Source organism: Gemmatimonadota bacterium (genome assembly GCA_016714015.1).
In the GTDB taxonomy this organism is placed as follows: Bacteria; Gemmatimonadota; Gemmatimonadetes; order Gemmatimonadales; family Gemmatimonadaceae; genus Pseudogemmatithrix.
Genome location: JADJNZ010000005.1, coordinates 16,753 through 32,137, shown reverse-complemented (window position 1 = coordinate 32,137; position 15,385 = coordinate 16,753). Strand labels below are relative to the sequence as shown.

General features: G+C 70.4%; 13 protein-coding genes, 1 tRNA gene and 1 pseudogene. 10 read left to right on the top strand and 5 right to left on the bottom strand.

The genetic code is table 11. From position 1 onward, the window contains the following. The first annotated feature begins 46 nt into the window (after positions 1-46). The 4 genes and pseudogenes from hemC (at position 47) to hemL (ending at position 3,787) form a co-directional block, all read left to right on the top strand. Positions 47-655 carry a hydroxymethylbilane synthase gene (gene hemC, locus IPJ78_10475; protein MBK7906971.1) on the top strand — a complete coding sequence of 203 codons (609 nt, stop codon included), beginning with the start codon at positions 47-49 and terminating at the stop codon, positions 653-655. Continuing rightward, the gene (locus IPJ78_10470) at positions 652-1,455 is read left to right on the top strand and encodes a uroporphyrinogen-III synthase (protein ID MBK7906970.1); all 804 of its coding nucleotides are present in this window, start codon (positions 652-654) and stop codon (positions 1,453-1,455) included. The genes hemC and IPJ78_10470 overlap by 4 nt, the downstream gene beginning before the upstream one ends. A gap of 15 nt (positions 1,456-1,470) precedes the next feature. Further along, positions 1,471-2,487 (top strand): porphobilinogen synthase, encoded by a 1,017-nt coding sequence (gene hemB / locus IPJ78_10465; protein ID MBK7906969.1) that lies wholly within the window; start codon positions 1,471-1,473, stop codon positions 2,485-2,487. Further along, positions 2,466-3,787, top strand: a pseudogene (hemL, locus tag IPJ78_10460) (glutamate-1-semialdehyde 2,1-aminomutase). The gene hemB and the pseudogene hemL overlap by 22 nt, the downstream one beginning before the upstream one ends. Before the next feature lie 102 nt (positions 3,788-3,889). Here the strand turns inward: hemL and IPJ78_10455 are convergent. After that, a tRNA-Cys gene (locus tag IPJ78_10455) sits at positions 3,890-3,961 on the bottom strand. Positions 3,962-4,104: 143 nt separating this feature from the next. On the opposite strand from IPJ78_10455, the gene IPJ78_10450 reads away from it, so the two are divergent. The 3 genes from IPJ78_10450 (at position 4,105) to IPJ78_10440 (ending at position 8,742) form a co-directional block, all read left to right on the top strand. Then, positions 4,105-5,571: a dienelactone hydrolase family protein gene (locus IPJ78_10450; protein ID MBK7906968.1), complete on the top strand. Its 1,467-nt coding sequence runs from the start codon at positions 4,105-4,107 to the stop codon at positions 5,569-5,571. Between the two features lie 106 nt (positions 5,572-5,677). After that, a complete protein-coding gene (locus IPJ78_10445) occupies positions 5,678-6,277 on the top strand; it encodes a DUF4142 domain-containing protein (GenBank protein ID MBK7906967.1) in 600 nt (199 codons plus the stop codon). A gap of 245 nt (positions 6,278-6,522) precedes the next feature. Then, entirely contained in the window at positions 6,523-8,742 is a 2,220-nt protein-coding gene (locus tag IPJ78_10440) for a glutamine synthetase III (protein ID MBK7906966.1), read from the top strand. A gap of 113 nt (positions 8,743-8,855) precedes the next feature. Here IPJ78_10440 and IPJ78_10435 read toward each other — a convergent pair whose 3' ends face one another. Continuing rightward, on the bottom strand, positions 8,856-10,031 hold the full coding sequence (locus IPJ78_10435; GenBank protein MBK7906965.1) for a PLP-dependent transferase: 1,176 nt from the start codon (positions 10,029-10,031) through the stop codon (positions 8,856-8,858). A gap of 69 nt (positions 10,032-10,100) precedes the next feature. Between IPJ78_10435 and IPJ78_10430 the strand changes: the two genes are divergently transcribed. Continuing rightward, positions 10,101-10,589, top strand: coding sequence for an Lrp/AsnC family transcriptional regulator (locus IPJ78_10430; protein ID MBK7906964.1), 489 nt, complete (start codon positions 10,101-10,103; stop codon positions 10,587-10,589). Here IPJ78_10430 and IPJ78_10425 read toward each other — a convergent pair. The 3 genes from IPJ78_10425 to IPJ78_10415 are packed head-to-tail and all read right to left on the bottom strand — an operon-like array spanning position 10,501 to position 13,490. Further along, positions 10,501-11,577, bottom strand: coding sequence for an alkaline phosphatase family protein (locus tag IPJ78_10425; GenBank protein MBK7906963.1), 1,077 nt, complete (start codon positions 11,575-11,577; stop codon positions 10,501-10,503). The genes IPJ78_10430 and IPJ78_10425 overlap by 89 nt on opposite strands. Positions 11,578-11,613: 36 nt before the next feature. After that, positions 11,614-12,573 carry an MBL fold metallo-hydrolase gene (locus tag IPJ78_10420; protein MBK7906962.1) on the bottom strand — a complete coding sequence of 320 codons (960 nt, stop codon included), beginning with the start codon at positions 12,571-12,573 and terminating at the stop codon, positions 11,614-11,616. A gap of 26 nt (positions 12,574-12,599) precedes the next feature. Beyond that, positions 12,600-13,490, bottom strand: a complete 891-nt coding sequence (locus IPJ78_10415) for a PD40 domain-containing protein (GenBank protein ID MBK7906961.1) — start codon at positions 13,488-13,490, stop codon at positions 12,600-12,602. Positions 13,491-13,627: 137 nt separating this feature from the next. On the opposite strand from IPJ78_10415, the gene IPJ78_10410 reads away from it, so the two are divergent. Together IPJ78_10410 and IPJ78_10405 are read left to right on the top strand one after the other, a co-directional pair. Further along, on the top strand, positions 13,628-14,038 hold the full coding sequence (locus IPJ78_10410) for a VOC family protein (protein MBK7906960.1): 411 nt from the start codon (positions 13,628-13,630) through the stop codon (positions 14,036-14,038). Beyond that, a complete protein-coding gene (locus IPJ78_10405; protein ID MBK7906959.1) occupies positions 14,035-15,333 on the top strand; it encodes a glycosyltransferase family 1 protein in 1,299 nt (432 codons plus the stop codon). The genes IPJ78_10410 and IPJ78_10405 overlap by 4 nt, the downstream gene beginning before the upstream one ends. The last annotated feature ends 52 nt before the right edge of the window (positions 15,334-15,385 follow it).

Sequence of the window (15,385 nt, the reverse complement as noted above, 5' to 3'; positions counted from 1 at the left end):
TACGGTCGTCGCGTTCTCGCGGCGCGCCGATCCTCGTGATGCCCTCATCTCGAAGTTCGGGACGCTCGACCAGCTCCCAAAGGGCGCGCGCGTGGGTACCAGCAGCCCGCGGCGCGGATGCCAGCTGCGCGCGGTGCGCCCGGACCTCGTCACGCTCGACATCCGCGGCAACGTCGATACGCGCCTCGCGAAGCTCGAGAAGGGGGACTACGACGCGATCGTGCTCGCCGCCGCAGGACTCGAGCGGCTCGGCTGGCAACAGGTCGTCACCGAGTTCCTCGACACCGAGCGGATGGTGCCGGCGGTCGCCCAGGGGATCCTCGCGATCGAGGCACGCGCGGCCGATGACGACGCGCGCGCGCTCTGCGCGCATCTGGATGACGCGGCGAGCCGTCGCTGCGCCGAAGCGGAGCGGGCCTTCCTCGCGGCGATGGGCGCCGGATGCAACGCACCGCTCGCGGGCTTCGCGACGATCGACGGCGCACAACTGACGCTGACGGCGGTGGTCGGGGCACCGGATGGTCGCACTGCTCGCGTGGTGCGTCGCGGCACCGAGCCGGCGACCCTCGGGCGTGATGTGGCCGCCGCGCTCTCGAGCGGCCCGGGGGGCGGTCTGCTCGCCGAGGCGCTCGCGGCCGGAGTGCCTCCGGGATGAGCCCGAGTCGCGCGCTCGCCGCGCGCCGCGTGGTGGTGACCCGGGCCGAAGCGCAGGCAGCGCCACTGCTCGCCGCGCTGCGCGCCGAAGGGGCGCTGCCGATCGCGGCGCCGGCGATCCGTGTCCTCGGCCCGGAGGATCCGGCGCCGCTGCAGCAGGCGGCCGCGGACATCGAGCGATTCACTTGGCTGGTCTGCACGAGCACGAACGCCGTGCGGGCCGTCGCGTCGGCGGTGACGGATGCGCACGGTGCGGCCGCATGGCCCGAGGGCCTTCGGGCCGCGGCGGTCGGCAACGCGACCGCGCACGCGATGCGCGCCGAAGGACTCCGCGTGGCCTTCACGCCATCGAGCGCGGTGGCGGATGCGCTCGGACGCGAACTGCCGATCGCGCCGGGGGCGCAGATCCTCTGGCCCCATGGCGATCTCGCCGACGGCGCGCTCGCGACGACGCTCGCCGCGCGCGGTGCGCTCGTCACCGCTCTCGTCGCGTATCGTACCGTGGCGGACGTCGCGCTGCTCGGGCTCGTGGACGCCCTGCGCGACGGACGCGTGGACGCGATGACGTTCACGAGCGCCTCGACGGTGCGCCACGTCGTCGAAGGGCTCGCCGCGGCCGGCGTGGATCTCATGCGACCGGGCGCTGCGATGCGACCGCTCATCGTCTGCATCGGTCCGGTCTCCGCCGCCGCCGCGCGCGAGTGCGGCCTGACGGTCGATGCCATCGCCGAGCCGCACGACGATTCCGGACTGATCACCGCCCTGCAACAGGCCTTCGCCGCGCGCCCTGCCGCGGCCTGACCGAGGACCCCCCCCATGTACGATGCTTCCGCCCCACCCGCCGCGCCTGCGGTGCCTTCGGCTCGCCCCCGCCGCCTGCGACGCTCGCCCGCGCTACGCGCGTTCGTGCGCGAGACGGTGGTCACGGCCGGGCAGCTGATCCATCCGCTGTTCATCGTCGAAGGGAGCGGCGTGCGGAAGCCGATCAAGACGATGCCCGGCCATGCGCAGCTCTCGGTCGACCAGCTCGGCGCCGAGCTGGCCGAGATCCGCGCGCTGGGCATCCGCAGCGTGCTCCTCTTCGGCATCCCCGGGCACAAGGATGCGACCGGGACCGGTGCGTGGGACGCCGAGGGTCCGGTGGCGCGTGCGACCCGCGCGATCAAGGCGATCGCACCGGAGCTGGTCGTGATCGCCGACGTCTGCCTCTGCGAGTACACGTCACACGGGCACTGCGGCATCATCCACGACGAATCGGGGCACGTGGCGAACGACGAGACCCTGCCACTGCTCGCGAAGGCGGCGGTCTGCTACGCGCAGGCGGGCGCGGACATCGTCGCGCCGAGCGCGATGATGGACGGGCAAGTCGCGGCGATCCGCCGCGGCCTCGACGACGCCGGGCTCCTCGACACGCCGATCCTCAGCTACGCGGCGAAGCACGCATCGGCGTTCTACGGACCCTTCCGCGATGCGGCCGAGAGCCCACCCTCCTTCGGCGACCGACGCGCCTATCAGATGGATCCGGCGAACGCGCGCGAGGCGCTCGTGGAGGTGCAACTCGACGTGGACGAGGGGGCCGACCTCCTGATGGTGAAGCCGGCGGGGACGGCGCTCGACATCATCCGGCAGGTGCGCGACCGCTTCCCGCACCCGCTCGTCGCGTACCAGGTGAGCGGCGAGTACGCGATGCTGAAGGCGGCGGCCGAGCGCGGCTGGCTCGACGAGCCGCGCGCGGCGCTCGAATCGCTGCTCGCGATCCGTCGTGCTGGGGCAGACCAGGTGATCACGTACTACGCGAAGGAGGCGGCGCGATGGCTGTCCACCCAGGCGTGACCGTGTCGACGCATGGCGCGGCGACCGCGCAGAGCGACGCGTTGTTCGCCCGCGCGAAGACCCTCATGCCCGGCGGCGTGAGTAGCCCGGTGCGGGCGTTTCGCTCGGTGGGCGGGACGCCGCGGTTCATCGCGCGCGCGCAGGGCCCCTATCTGTGGGATGCGGACGACACGCGTTACGTCGACTTCGTGCTGTCGTGGGGGCCGATGATTCTCGGCCATGCGCACCCCGAGGTCGTCGAAGCCGTGCAACGACAGGTCGCGACCGGGATGAGCTACGGAGCGCCCTGCGCGCTCGAGGCCGACCTCGCCGAACGCATCGTCCGGTTGGTGCCGGGGATCGAGATGGTGCGCTTCGTCTCGAGTGGCACCGAGGCGACGATGAGCGCGGTACGACTCGCGCGCGCCGCGACGGGACGCGTGAAGCTCATCAAGTTCTCGGGATGCTATCACGGCCACGCGGATCCGTTCCTCGTCTCGGCCGGATCGGGCGTCGCGACGCTCGGGCTCCCCGACTCGCCCGGCGTCACGCCGGGGACGATCGCCGACACGGTGACGGTCGGTTACAACGACCTCGTGGCGACCGAGGCGGCCTTCGCTGCGCACCCCGGGCAGGTCGCCGCGTGATCGTGGAGCCGGTGGTGGGGAACGCGGGCTTCATCCTTCCCCGGCCCGGCTTCCTCGAGGGGCTCCGCGCGATGTGCACGAAGCACGGTGCGGTCCTGATCTTCGACGAGGTGATGACCGGCTTCCGCGTGTCGATCGGTGGTGCGCAGGAGCGCTTCGGCGTGACGCCCGACCTCACCACGCTCGGCAAGGTGATCGGCGGCGGCATGCCGGTGGCCGCCTACGGCGGGCGCCGCGACCTCATGGAGCAGGTCGCGCCGTCGGGCTCGATGTACCAGGCAGGGACGCTGAGCGGCAATCCGGTCGCGATGGCGAGCGGCATCGCGACGCTCGATGTGCTCACGCGCCCTGGGATGTTCGCGAAGGCGGAGAAGGCGGCGACGCAGATGGTGAAGATGCTCACGGCGTGGGCGCGCTCACGCGGCATCCCCTTCCAGGCGGCGAGCCTGGGCACGATGTGGGGGACCTTCTTCACCGACCAGCCGGTGCACGATTACGCGACCGCGAAGCAGGCGGACACGAAACGATTCGCGACCTTCTTCCATGGAATGCTCGCCAGCGGCGTCTATCTGGCGCCGAGCCAGTTCGAGGCGGGGTTCACCTCGATCGCGCACGATGACGCCGTGCTGGGCGAGGTGACGCAGGCGCTGGGGCGCATGCAGGGGGAAGGGTGAAGGCTGGATGCGGAAAGACGTGAACGACGAGAAGGGCGGCACCCGCACGCGGGTGCCGCCCTTCCGCCATCTGCTTCCTGCCCACAGCCTTCTACTTCAAAGAGGCGCCGGTCGGAATCGAACCGACGAATAGCAGATTTGCAGTCTGCCGCCTTACCACTTGGCCACGGCGCCGTGAACCGGAAGCTAGTCGCTTGACGCCACGCACTCAAGGAAGACACCGGCTGGCACCGGACCCCGCCGGGTCGCGTTCGGCAGGAGAGGTGCCGCTGGACCTCGCAGCACACGCCACGCTGTCGTCCCCACTGGAGGTCGGCTTGTCCCCTCGCCCGTTCGTGCGATCGCTCTTGCTCCGTCCGCTCCTGCTCCTCGGTCTGGCCGCCCCGATGGTCGCGGCACAGGCGCCGACCGTCACCCGCCGGGACCTCGCGGACGCATACCTGACCATGGACCGCGCGGTCATGCGCCGCGGACTTCCCGACTCGGCGCGCGCCGAGGTGAATGCCGCGTTCGACCGGACGACGCTCGCCTTCTTCGGCGGGCGATATGCGACCGTGTTGCGTGACATGCATGCGCTGCTGGCGCGCGTCGAGGGGGACACCGCCGCCGGTGGGGAGACACGCACGCTCCTCCCGTTGCGGCTCCGCGCCGAGCCGCGCGTGCTCGTCCCCGCGCGCGACGCGCGGCTGGTGGTCTCGGTGACGCCGATGTACGCCGACAGCGCAGCACCGGCGGAGGACCGGACGTATCTCGTGCGTGTGCGGTCCGAGGCGGGGCGTGAGGTGGCGCGCGTGCCGCTCCGGGTACCCGCCGGCACCGCGCCAGGCACTCGTGTCGAGGTCGCGATCGAGACGCGGGGACTCGCGCTCGCTCCGGGGCGCGTGAGCGTCTTGATCGAGCGCGAGGGCGGGCGCGTGCAGCAACGGACCTCGTTCTTCGTCTCGCACGAGTCGGTGGACAGCATCCGCACGCGACTGCTCGGCGCCCTCGAGGCGCTCGCACCGCGAGCGGACGCGCAGGCGCTGGAGGCCGTGCGCGCGCGCGCCGCGTTGCTCGTGGACCGGCCGGCGGACGACAACACGGCACAGTTCCTCGCCGACCCGATCCGCCTGGCCGACGAGGTCGCCGGCGAAGTACGCGCCCTGCAGGCGGGCGGCGATCCGTTCCGTGATCGGGTCGGCGGCTACTGGCGGACCATGCAGGTGGTCGGCGGCCCGGTCGCGATGCGGATCCACGTCCCGCCCGCAGCCCGACGCGGGGCGCCGCTCCCGGTGATGCTGGCGCTGCATGGTGCCGGCGCCGACGAGAACATGTTCCTCGAGGGCTATGGTGCGGGGCGCATCGCCGCGCTGGCGGACTCGCTCGGTTTCATCGTGATCTCGCCTGCGACGACGGCGTTCATGCGTGATCCGGCCGCGCTCGACAGCGCGCTCGCGGTGGTCGGTCGATCGCACCCGGTGGACCGGGCGCGGGTGACGGTGGTCGGGCATTCCATGGGTGGCGGCGCGACGGTGCGATTGGCGACGCTGCAGCGGGAGCGCCTCCGCGCGGCCGCGGTGCTCGCGGGCGCGGGCACGGCGCCGGCGGACGGCGCGATGGCCCCGACCTTGTTCGTCGCGGCGTCGGTGGATCCGATCATCCCGGCCGCCCGAGTGCGGGCCTCGGCGGAACAGGCACGACAGGTGGGCGTCCGCGCCGAACTCTGGGACGCGACCGGATGGGGCCACACGCTGGTGGTGGGGGCGTATCTCGACCGCGTGGTCGCGTGGCTGCTCGCTCAGTGACGGGGGTCACTGGAAGGAACGCGGGCGCGGTGCTTGCATTCGTCATGGCATAGCCGCCTCGCACGAGTGGGGCGCCGCTCCTCCACGTCCTGACCGGGAATCGACCATGCGTCACGTCCGTCCGCTCTTGCTCGTTCCCTTGGCGCTGGGGCTCGGCGCGTGCAGCCTCTTCGGCCGGAGCGGCGTCACGCCGGGGGCGTCACCGACGGCGGCCGCCGTAGCCGGGGCGCCGGTCCCGGTGGCGGGGCTGACGGACGCGAACATCGCGGCGATCGTCGTCGCCGCGAACAACGCCGACATCAGCTACGCCGAGCAGGCGCTGGCCAAGTCGCAGGACGCGGACATCCGGAGCTTCGCGACCATGGTACGGTCGGACCACCAATCGGTGAACCGGGCCGCGGTGGAGTTGGTGACGCGGCTGAAGGTGACGCCGGTGGACAACCAGCTCTCGTTCGACCTGCGGGACGATGCGGAGACGAAGCGACTCCGGATGCGGGACCTGGAGGGCTTCGCCTTCGACAGCGCGTACGCGGCGAACGAGGTGAGCTATCATGTCACACTGTTGGGTGCCATCGACGGTGCGCTCATCCCGTCGGCCCGGAACAGTGAGCTGAAGGCGCTACTCGTGGAGGTCCGTCCGGCAGTGGAGGCCCACTTGGGTCACGCGAAGCAGCTGGCGGCGGCGAAGACCGTTCGGCGTCGCTAGCGCTTTTGCCAACACATTGTCAATCAATGAGTTAGGCGGTTCACGCCCTCGGCCGACCGGTCGAGGGCGGCTCTTTTCCGGCCGTCTGCAATCGCGCGCGGCGCGCGGATTGCACTGGTTTTCGTGCGAATACTGCGTTCACGAAGTGACGCTTCAGGCGTTTTTGGCTTGAATCCTGCACAATGCTTGTCTAGATTTGCATTCTTCGCAGAAGAACGCGAACACCACGCCCAACCAACCAGTCCATGTCCGCCTCGTCGACCCCTCGTTCCGAAGCCCTTCGCGCCATCGCCACGCGCGCGGCGATCATCCCTGACGTGCCGGCGATGCGTCCGGACCCGAAGCCGACGTCGGCGTACTTCGGGAGCCACACCTTCGGCGCGAAGCAGATGCGCGACAAGCTGCCGAAGGACGTCCACCAGAAGCTCACCGAGGCGGTGCGTCTCGGGAAGAAGCTCGATGCCGACATCGCACCGGCCGTCGCGAAGGCGGTGAAGGAGTGGGCGATCTCGCAGGGCGTGACGCACTTCTGCCATTGGTTCCAGCCGCAGACGGGCCTCACCGCCGAGAAGCATGACGCCTTCCTGACGCTCGATGCGCAGGGCAACGCGATCGAGAAGTTCTCGGCCGAGCAGCTGATCCAGTCGGAGCCGGATGCGTCGTCCTTCCCGTCGGGCGGTCTGCGCGCGACGTGGGAGGCCCGCGGCTACACGGCGTGGAACCCGGCGTCGCCGGTGTTCATCATGGAAGCGGCGGGCACGAAGACGCTCTGCATCCCGTCGGTGTTCATCGGCTACAACGGCGAGGCGCTGGACGAGGTGACGCCGCTGTTCCGGTCGAGCGAGGTGCTGTCCAACGCGGCGCGCGAGCTGCTCGAGACGATCGGCGACACGGGCGCGCTCCGCGTCTACACGACGATGGGCACGGAGCAGGAGTTCTTCGTGATCGACCGCACGCACTTCGCGATGCGCCCGGACCTCGTGATGGGCGGCCGCACGCTGGTGGGCGCGGCGCCGCCGCGCGGCCAGCAGCTCGAGGACCACTACTTCGGCGGCATCCCGGAGCGGGTGCAGGCCTTCCTCGCCGAGGTGGAGCATGAGCTCTACAAGCTCGGCGTGCCGATCGTGACGCGGCACAACGAGGTGGCGCCGTGCCAGTTCGAGATGGCGCCGATGTTCGAGGAGACGGACATCGCGACGGACCACAACCAGCTCGTGATGTCGATCCTGAAGGACGTGGCGCTGCGCCATGGCCTCCAGGTGCTGCTGAACGAGAAGCCGTTCGCGGGCATCAACGGCTCGGGCAAGCACTGCAACTGGTCGCTGTCGATCGCGTCGGACAACGCGCTCAACGGCATCAACCTGCTCAAGCCGGGGAAGACGCCGCACCAGAACCTTCGCTTCCTGATGTTCCTCGCGGCGTTCCTGAAGGGCGTGCACAAGCACCAGGGGCTGCTGCGCGCGGGCATCGGGACGAGCGGCAACGAGCATCGCCTCGGCGCGAACGAGGCGCCGCCGGCGATCATCTCGGTGTTCATGGGCGCGGCGCTCACGAAGATGATCGAGGACATCATCGCCGGCCGCGCGGGCACCAAGGCGGAGCAGGCGATGCTGGCGCTCGGCGTGGCGAAGCTGCCGGAGATCGAGCAGGACAACACGGACCGCAACCGCACGTCGCCGCTGGCCTTCACGGGCTCGAAGTTCGAGTTCCGCGCGGTCGGGTCGTCGCAGAGCATCGCCTTCCCGGTGATGACGCTCAACACGGTGGTGGCGGAGGCGATCGTCGAGATCGTCGCGCTGCTCAAGGCGGAGCTCACGAAGGGCGGCTCGGTGGACGACGCGGCGCTCAAGGTGGTGCGCAAGATCTTCAAGGACACGAGCGCGATCCGCTTCGAGGGCAACGGCTACAGCGAGGCGTGGGTGAAGGAGGCCAAGAAGCGCGGCCTGCTGAACCTCCGCCGCGCGCCCGAGGCGCTGGCGCAGATGACGACGAAGCCGGTGAAGGACCTGTTCACCAAGCTCAACATCCTCACGGCGGCGGAGCTGGAGAGCCGCTACCACGTGCGCGTGGAGCGCTACGTGAAGGACGTGCTGATCGAGATGGAGACGCTGGCGGAGATGATCGACACGCAGATCCTGCCGGCCGGGTACGCCTATCTCGGGTCGCTCGCGGATGCCGCGGCGAAGGCGAAGCAGGGCGGGATCCGCGTGGTGCCGCAGAAGGCCGCGGCGGAGGCGACGGGGAAGCTCGTGACGGCGCTGCAGGCGAAGTCGGCGGCGCTGCACGCGGCGATCAAGAAGGCGCATGCGCTGCACGGTGACGAGGCGAAGTGCGCGGCGTTCCTCACGGCCACCGGCCATGATGCGATGAGCGCCTGCCGCGAGCTGTCGGACAAGCTCGAGGTGAGCATCGGTGATGCGTACTGGCCGCTGCCGCGGTACCGGGAGATGCTGTTCCCGGTCTGAGGCAGAAGGCAGAAGGCGGAAGGGAGAAGGCAAAGGGGGCGGAGCCGAGTGGCTTCGCCCCCTCGTCGTCACGGTGCACGGGCCGCTCGGCGCGAACTACCCTCCGCGTATACTCAACTGCTCGCCAGTGCCCGCTCGAGGTCCTTCCAGAGATCGTCCGCCTCCTCGAGGCCGACGCTCATCCGCATCAGTCCCGGGGTGATGCCCGTGCGGGCGCGCGTCGCGGCATCAAGCACGCGGTGCGTGAGTGCCGCGGGCGGCTGGATCAGCGTGTCGGTGGAGCCGAGACTCACCGCCGGCGTGATGAGCTCCAACCTGCGGATGAAGGCCGGCACGGCCTGCGAATCACCATCCGCGAGTTCGAACGCCAGGACGCTCCCTGGGCCGGCCATCTGCCGACCGAGCAGCCCGAGCGGATCCGCGCCCGGGCGGTCGGGGAAGTGCACCCTCGTGACGCGCGGGTGCGCAGCAAGGCAGGCGGCGAGACGCTCCGCGGTCGCCTGCGCGCGCAGTACGCGCAACTCGAGGGTCGGCAGTCCCCGGTGGAGCAGATAGCTCGCCATCGGGTGGAGGTTCGATCCGGTCGCCGCGCGGACGTGCTTGATCGCGGCCACCAGATCATGCCGGCCAGCGACCACGCCGGCGAGTACGTCGCCGTGCCCTCCGAGGAACTTGGTGGCCGAGTGCAGCACGAGGGACGCCCCGAGCCCCAGCGGACGTTGCAGCACCGGTGTGGCGAAGGTGGAGTCGACGAGGACGGGCACCGCGCCCGCCTGCGCGACGACCGCCGCGATGTCGATCAATCGCAACGTGGGGTTGGCCGGCGTCTCGATGACCACGAGCGCCGTCTCGGTGCGCATGTGCGCGCCGATCTCGTCGGGCCCGGCCCATGTCACGTCGAGCCCCAGCAGGGCGGACGAGAGCAGGTGGTCCGCCGTCCCATACATCGGGCGAACGGCGACCACGTGCGAGCCGCGCTGCTTCGCGGCCAGGAGCACCGCCGTGAGAGTAGCCATCCCGGACGCGAATGCCGCAGCGTCGTCCGCGCCCTCCAGTTCCGCGAGCGCCCGCTCGAATCGATCCGTCGTGGGATTGAACAGCCGGGAGTACACGAAGGACTCCGAGACCGGCGGCTCTCCGCTCACCAGCGCATCGAACGACCGGGCGGCCACCACGAGATCGGGCGTAGGGTAGGTCGAACTGAGGTCCAGCGGCGGAGCGTGTACGCCGAGCTTGGCGAAGTCGTGGCGTCCGGCGTGAACGGCGCGGGTGGCGAAGGCGTGGGTCATGTTGGCGAATATTCGATGGTTGGATGATATTGTCGCTCACATGACCGTCAGGGAGAAGCTTTGCCGCAGATGATTCGGCCAGTCACCGTTCAGAACGCACGGGACCGCACGGACTTCGAGATCCTCTCACATCTGCAGCACGATGCGCGGCTCTCCAACAAGGAGCTCGCCGCCAAGATCGGACTGTCGCCGTCGAGCACGCTCGCACGCGTCCGTCGGCTCGAGCGGTCGGGGGCGCTTCTCGGGTATCACGCCGAGGTGGATCCGCGGGTCTACGGCGTGACGCTCGAAGCGCTGGTCACGGTCCGGCTCGAGAAGCACGCGCGCGCGGCGATCCTCGGCTTCGAACGCCACCTTGCGTCACTCACCGAAGCGCGGGGCTGGTATCATCTCGCGGGTGCCAACGACTATCTGGTGCACGTCGCCGTGCGCGACGCGGATCACCTGCGGGAGTTCGTGATCGCGGCCTTCACCGGGCGGAACGAAGTCGCGCATGTGGAGACGAGCCTGATCTTCTCGCATCGGCGACGTGTGACGTTCGGCGTGCTTCCGCGCTGAGCCGGTCGCTCGGCGGCTGCAGGAACGAAACCCCATCCATCCGCTGCACGACGGTGGACGGGACGACGACGCCGAGGTGCTCGAGGATCGACGGCGCGATATCGACGATCGCGAGCGGTCCTTGCGCAGCTCGCGCGCGCACATCGCGTCGATCGGTGACGATCCACGTGGTCCGTTCGCGGGCGGACCGACCCCCGTGCCCCTTGCCGGTCGCCGCATCCCGCCCGTGATCGGTCGTGACGACGATCATCCACTCCTCCCCGAGCGCCCGCCGCCGCTTCACCGCCTCCCAGATGCGCCCCACCATGGCATCAGCGCGGCGGACCGCGGCGTCGAACGCCTCGCCGTCCCCATTGGCATGCGCGACATCATCGGTATGCTCGAGATACACCCACGAGAGATCCGGCGCGTCGGTGGCGATGGACGCGGCGGCAGCGGACGCGACATGCTCGTCGATCGCGCGGATGTACTCCTTCGCCGCATCGTGCGGATAGGCGACGGTGTCCCGCTCCAGCCCGTCGACGGCGTGGTCGATCCGGAAGTCGCCGGCGCCGGGCCTGCCCTCCCCGACGAGGACGGTGCGATTGTCGAGCCAGGTGGAGAAGATGGCGGTGCGTCGCGCGGGGTCGACGGTCTCGACGATGCGGAAGATGTTCCAGTACTCGTAGTTCGGGGACTGCCGATCGTTGCCCCAGACGTTGTGCTTGTTCCCCCAGGTCGCGGTGAGGAGGCTCATGTAGCCGGGCGCGGAGATGGTCGGGGTCTCGCTCCGTCCGCCCAACTCGCCACCGACGTAGGCGCGAGCATAGCCGCCGACGGCAGCGATCTCGTCGAGGGCAGGGGTGTCGACCCGTTCGATCACGTCGGCGGGGATCCCGTCGAGGATGATGAAGACCGCCTTCCGCGGGGCCTGTCGCCGCGAACCGGCCGAGGGGGTGGCCGAGGGCAGGAGCGCCAGACCGAGGAGGATCGCGAGCAGGATGCGCATGAGTGCGGAGCGATGGGTGGGTCGGCCGTCAGGGACCTACTTCGCGATCATGAACGTCACGTCGCCCACGCGCACCCGTTCCCGACCGGCCCCTTCGGGCGTGCGCTCGCCGCCGCCGGCGCGCATGGTGCGCACGGCCTCGAGCACGGCGGTGAGCCGCGCCGGCTCGGCGGTCGCGGTGTTGTGGGCCGGGAGCAGCCGACGCAACGTGGGGACGAGCGCCACCATCCGCTCGATCGATCGCTCGTACGCGGCCAGATCCGTGCCGGGCGAGAAGAGCCAGAGGGTGGAGTCGTAGTACGAGTCGCCGGTCCAGAGCAGCCCGTGCGCGGGATCGTGGAGCACGAGGGCATCGGGGGTGTGTCCGGGCGCGGCGTGCACCACGAGCGTGCGGTCGCCGAGTGCGATCGAATCCCCGTCGGCGATGCGCCGCGTGACGGTGAACGGTCGCGCGCGGAAGGCCGCGGTGTCGGTGCCCGGAGGCGGCGCCCCGCAGAAGCTCGTCGCGTCGACCTCACCGGCGAGGTCCGCGTGCGGACGTCCCTGCTCGTTCGCGCGCGTGAAGGGCGTGTCCATCGCGAGGATGTCGGAGAACTCCGCGTTCGCGCCCACGTGATCGAAATGGGTGTGCGAGTTGAGCACCGTGACCGGCAGCGTGGTCAGAAGCTCGACCGTGGGCCGCAGCGACACGAGCCCGATCCCGGTGTCGAAGAGGAGGGCGCGCGTGGTGCCGACGATGAGGTACGAGATCGCCTCCTGGAACTGCCGTGGCTCGACCAGCGCGAAGACGCCGGGTTCGACGCGATACACCGTGTACCAGTCGCTGCCCACATCCACGGACTCCAGCGCGGCATTGGCCGGCCGCGGGAGGGCGGCGCACCAGGCGCTCGCCTCGGTGACGACAGGCGGCGCGGGTGCGCGATCGCAGGCGACGAGCAGTGCGAGGATCGTCATCCGCGTGATCGCGGCGAGGGCGGTGACTCGGAAATCGCGCATGGCGACAAACCTAGCGTGCCGCGCCTTCAGCGCATGAGCCGACGGATCACGTAGCGGCCGTTCACGAGGGCGTGGAAGTAGAGGCTGCGTCCATCGGGCGACCAGGTCCCCGCCTCCACCAGCCCGGTCGGCCCCCGGATGCGGCGTGGCGTGCCCCACGCCTCGGTCACGATCGCACGGCGGGCGATCATCAAGACCGGCTCGCGACCGGGTACGAGCCGGGTGAAGCAGAGTTCGAAGCCGGTCGCGGTCATGGCCGGCGCGAACTCGAGCGCGCTGCTGTTCAGCGCCGCGAGCAGCGCCGCGCCGTCGGTGGCCGGAGTGAACCCCGCGCCTTCCCGCCGATACAGCCGCAGGTCCGCTTCGACGGGAAGTGCGGCGCCGGTGAATCGACCGCGCGCGACGATCAGCTGTTGACCGTCCGCCGAGAGGTCGACATCGAAGTCGAGGAGTCCTCCACCACCGGTCGAGACGCTCGCCAGCCGCGAGGGGGCGCTCGCCGTCGCGCCCGAGAGCGTGGACGTGAAGAGGGTCGAGAAGGTCGAGTCGTACGCGCGCAGCGACACGAAGACGAGCGTGCCATCGGTCGCGCCGGTGGGCACGGCATCGAGCGTGGCGCCATTGAGCGAGTCGAGCGGCCCGACGTACGCGAACGTGCTGTCATCGACCCGCGACGCGATGTGCAGGTCCGTGGAATCGGCGGGCGCATTGCGATCATTGAACACCAGATACTGCCCGTCCCGCGTGAGGAAGGGCTCCATCGCATGGTCGTCGTAGCCGGTGATCGCCACCGCGAACGGACCGGCGAAGCTGGTGTCGTCGTCGATGGGCGCGGTGCTCCCGCCGGTCGGGGCGCAGGACGAACCCGCCGCCGCGAGGATCAGCCACAACACCATGACGAGTGGCGCGCGTCGCATGAGACCCCGAAGGTGAGGGTGTCCAAAGATACCCCGCGTTCAGCGGAGGGATTCTGGCATCCCGCGTGCCGACGATGCACCTTTGGCGGGCACTCCCGGACCCATCGTCCGACCCTTCACCATCTCATGAGAGACCGATGACCAACGCTGCTCCCGCCCTGAACCTGACCAACCTGGGCTGCTCGATCACCTGCAAGGATGTGCAGGCGTCCATCGCCTTCTACCGCGACGCCATCGGCTTCGGCGTGGCCCAGACGTTCGAGCGCGACGGGAAGGTGGCGTCCGGCATCGTCGTGGCCGGGAGCTCGGCCATCGTGCTCAACCAGGACGACGGCAAGCTGGGGTGGGACCGGATCAAGGGTCAGGGATTCTATCTGCAGCTCAACGTGCCGAGCGCGGCGGATGTCGACGCGGCGGCGGTGCGGATCAAGGCCGCGGGCGGCACGCTGTTGAGCGAGCCGGCCGATCGTCCGTGGGGCGCGCGGATGTTCCAGTTCCTCGACCTCGACGGATTCAAACTCGGCGTGTCGACCCCGCTCGCGGGGTGACGGGCAGCGCATCATCGCCCGGGCGGACCCCAGCGCGCATCACCATCGCGTGCTGGGGTTCGCACGGGGATTTCGACCCCTCGCTCGGCCTCGGCCTCGGTCTCCAGGCGCGCGGGCATGTGGTCACGCTCGCGACGCTCCCCTACTTCGAGCCGCACACGCGCGCCGCGGGACTCGGCTTCCACGCCATCCGCCCGCACGTACGGCCGGACGACTCCGCGATCGTCGGGCGGATCATGAACGGGAGCCGCGGGACCGAGTACCTCATGAACGAGCTCATCTTCCCGAATCTCGGGGCGATGTACGAGGATCTCGCGCCGCTCGCCGACACGACGGACCTCTTCGTGAGCCATCCGCTCACGATGGCCGTCCCCATGATCGCCGAACTGCGGGGCATCCCGTGGGCGAGCACGGTGCTCGCCCCCATCTCGTTCTTTTCCGCGACCGACGCCCCCGTGGTCGCGCCGGTGACGTGGTTCAAGGACCTCGAGCGGCTCGGCGCGTGGCCGGGACACCTGCTCGCCGGCGCCGCGCGCTTCGTCACCGACCAGTGGGCGCGGCCGGTCCGTCGACTGCGTCGGTCCCTCGGGCTCCCGCCGGGTGCGAATCCGTTGTTCGACGGCCAACACAGCCCGACGCTCGTCCTCGCGCTCTACTCGCGCGTCCTCGGCGATCCGCAGCCGGACTGGCCCGCGAACACCCTCGTCACCGGCGCGATGTTCCACGACGCGGTGCACGGCACGGCGTTGTCGGCGGAGCTCGAGGCCTTCCTCGCCGATGGGCCACCGCCGGTGCTCTTCACGCTCGGCTCCTCGGCGGTGCTGTCGCCGGGGACCTTCTGGACGGAGAGCCTGGCCGCGGTGCGCCGGCTGGGACTGCGCGCGGTCTGCCTCGTGGGTCCGGGGAACGTCGAGCCGATGCGCGCCGCGCTGCCCGACGGTGTGATGGCGGTGGAGATGGCCCCGCACTCGCTGCTGATGCCGCGCGCCGCCGCGGTGGTCCAGCAGTGCGGGATCGGCACGCTCTCGCAGGTCCTGCGGAGCGGCGCCCCGATGCTCGCGGTGCCGTTCGCGCACGACCAGTTCGACAACGCGCACCGCGCCGCGCGGCTGGGCGTCGCGCGGATCCTCCCGCCGGCGCGCTATCGTGCGCCGCAGGTGGCGCAGGCGCTCGCCGCCCTTACCATGGAGCCATCGTACCGCGCCGCCGCGCAGCGCGTCGCCGCGACCGTCCGCGCCGAGCGCGGCGTGGATGCGGCGTGCGATGCGATCGAGGAGCGCTACGGACTGCGCTGAGCTGGCCTGCGGCGACTGGACTCGCTCTATTCCACGTCTCCTCCACCGGAGC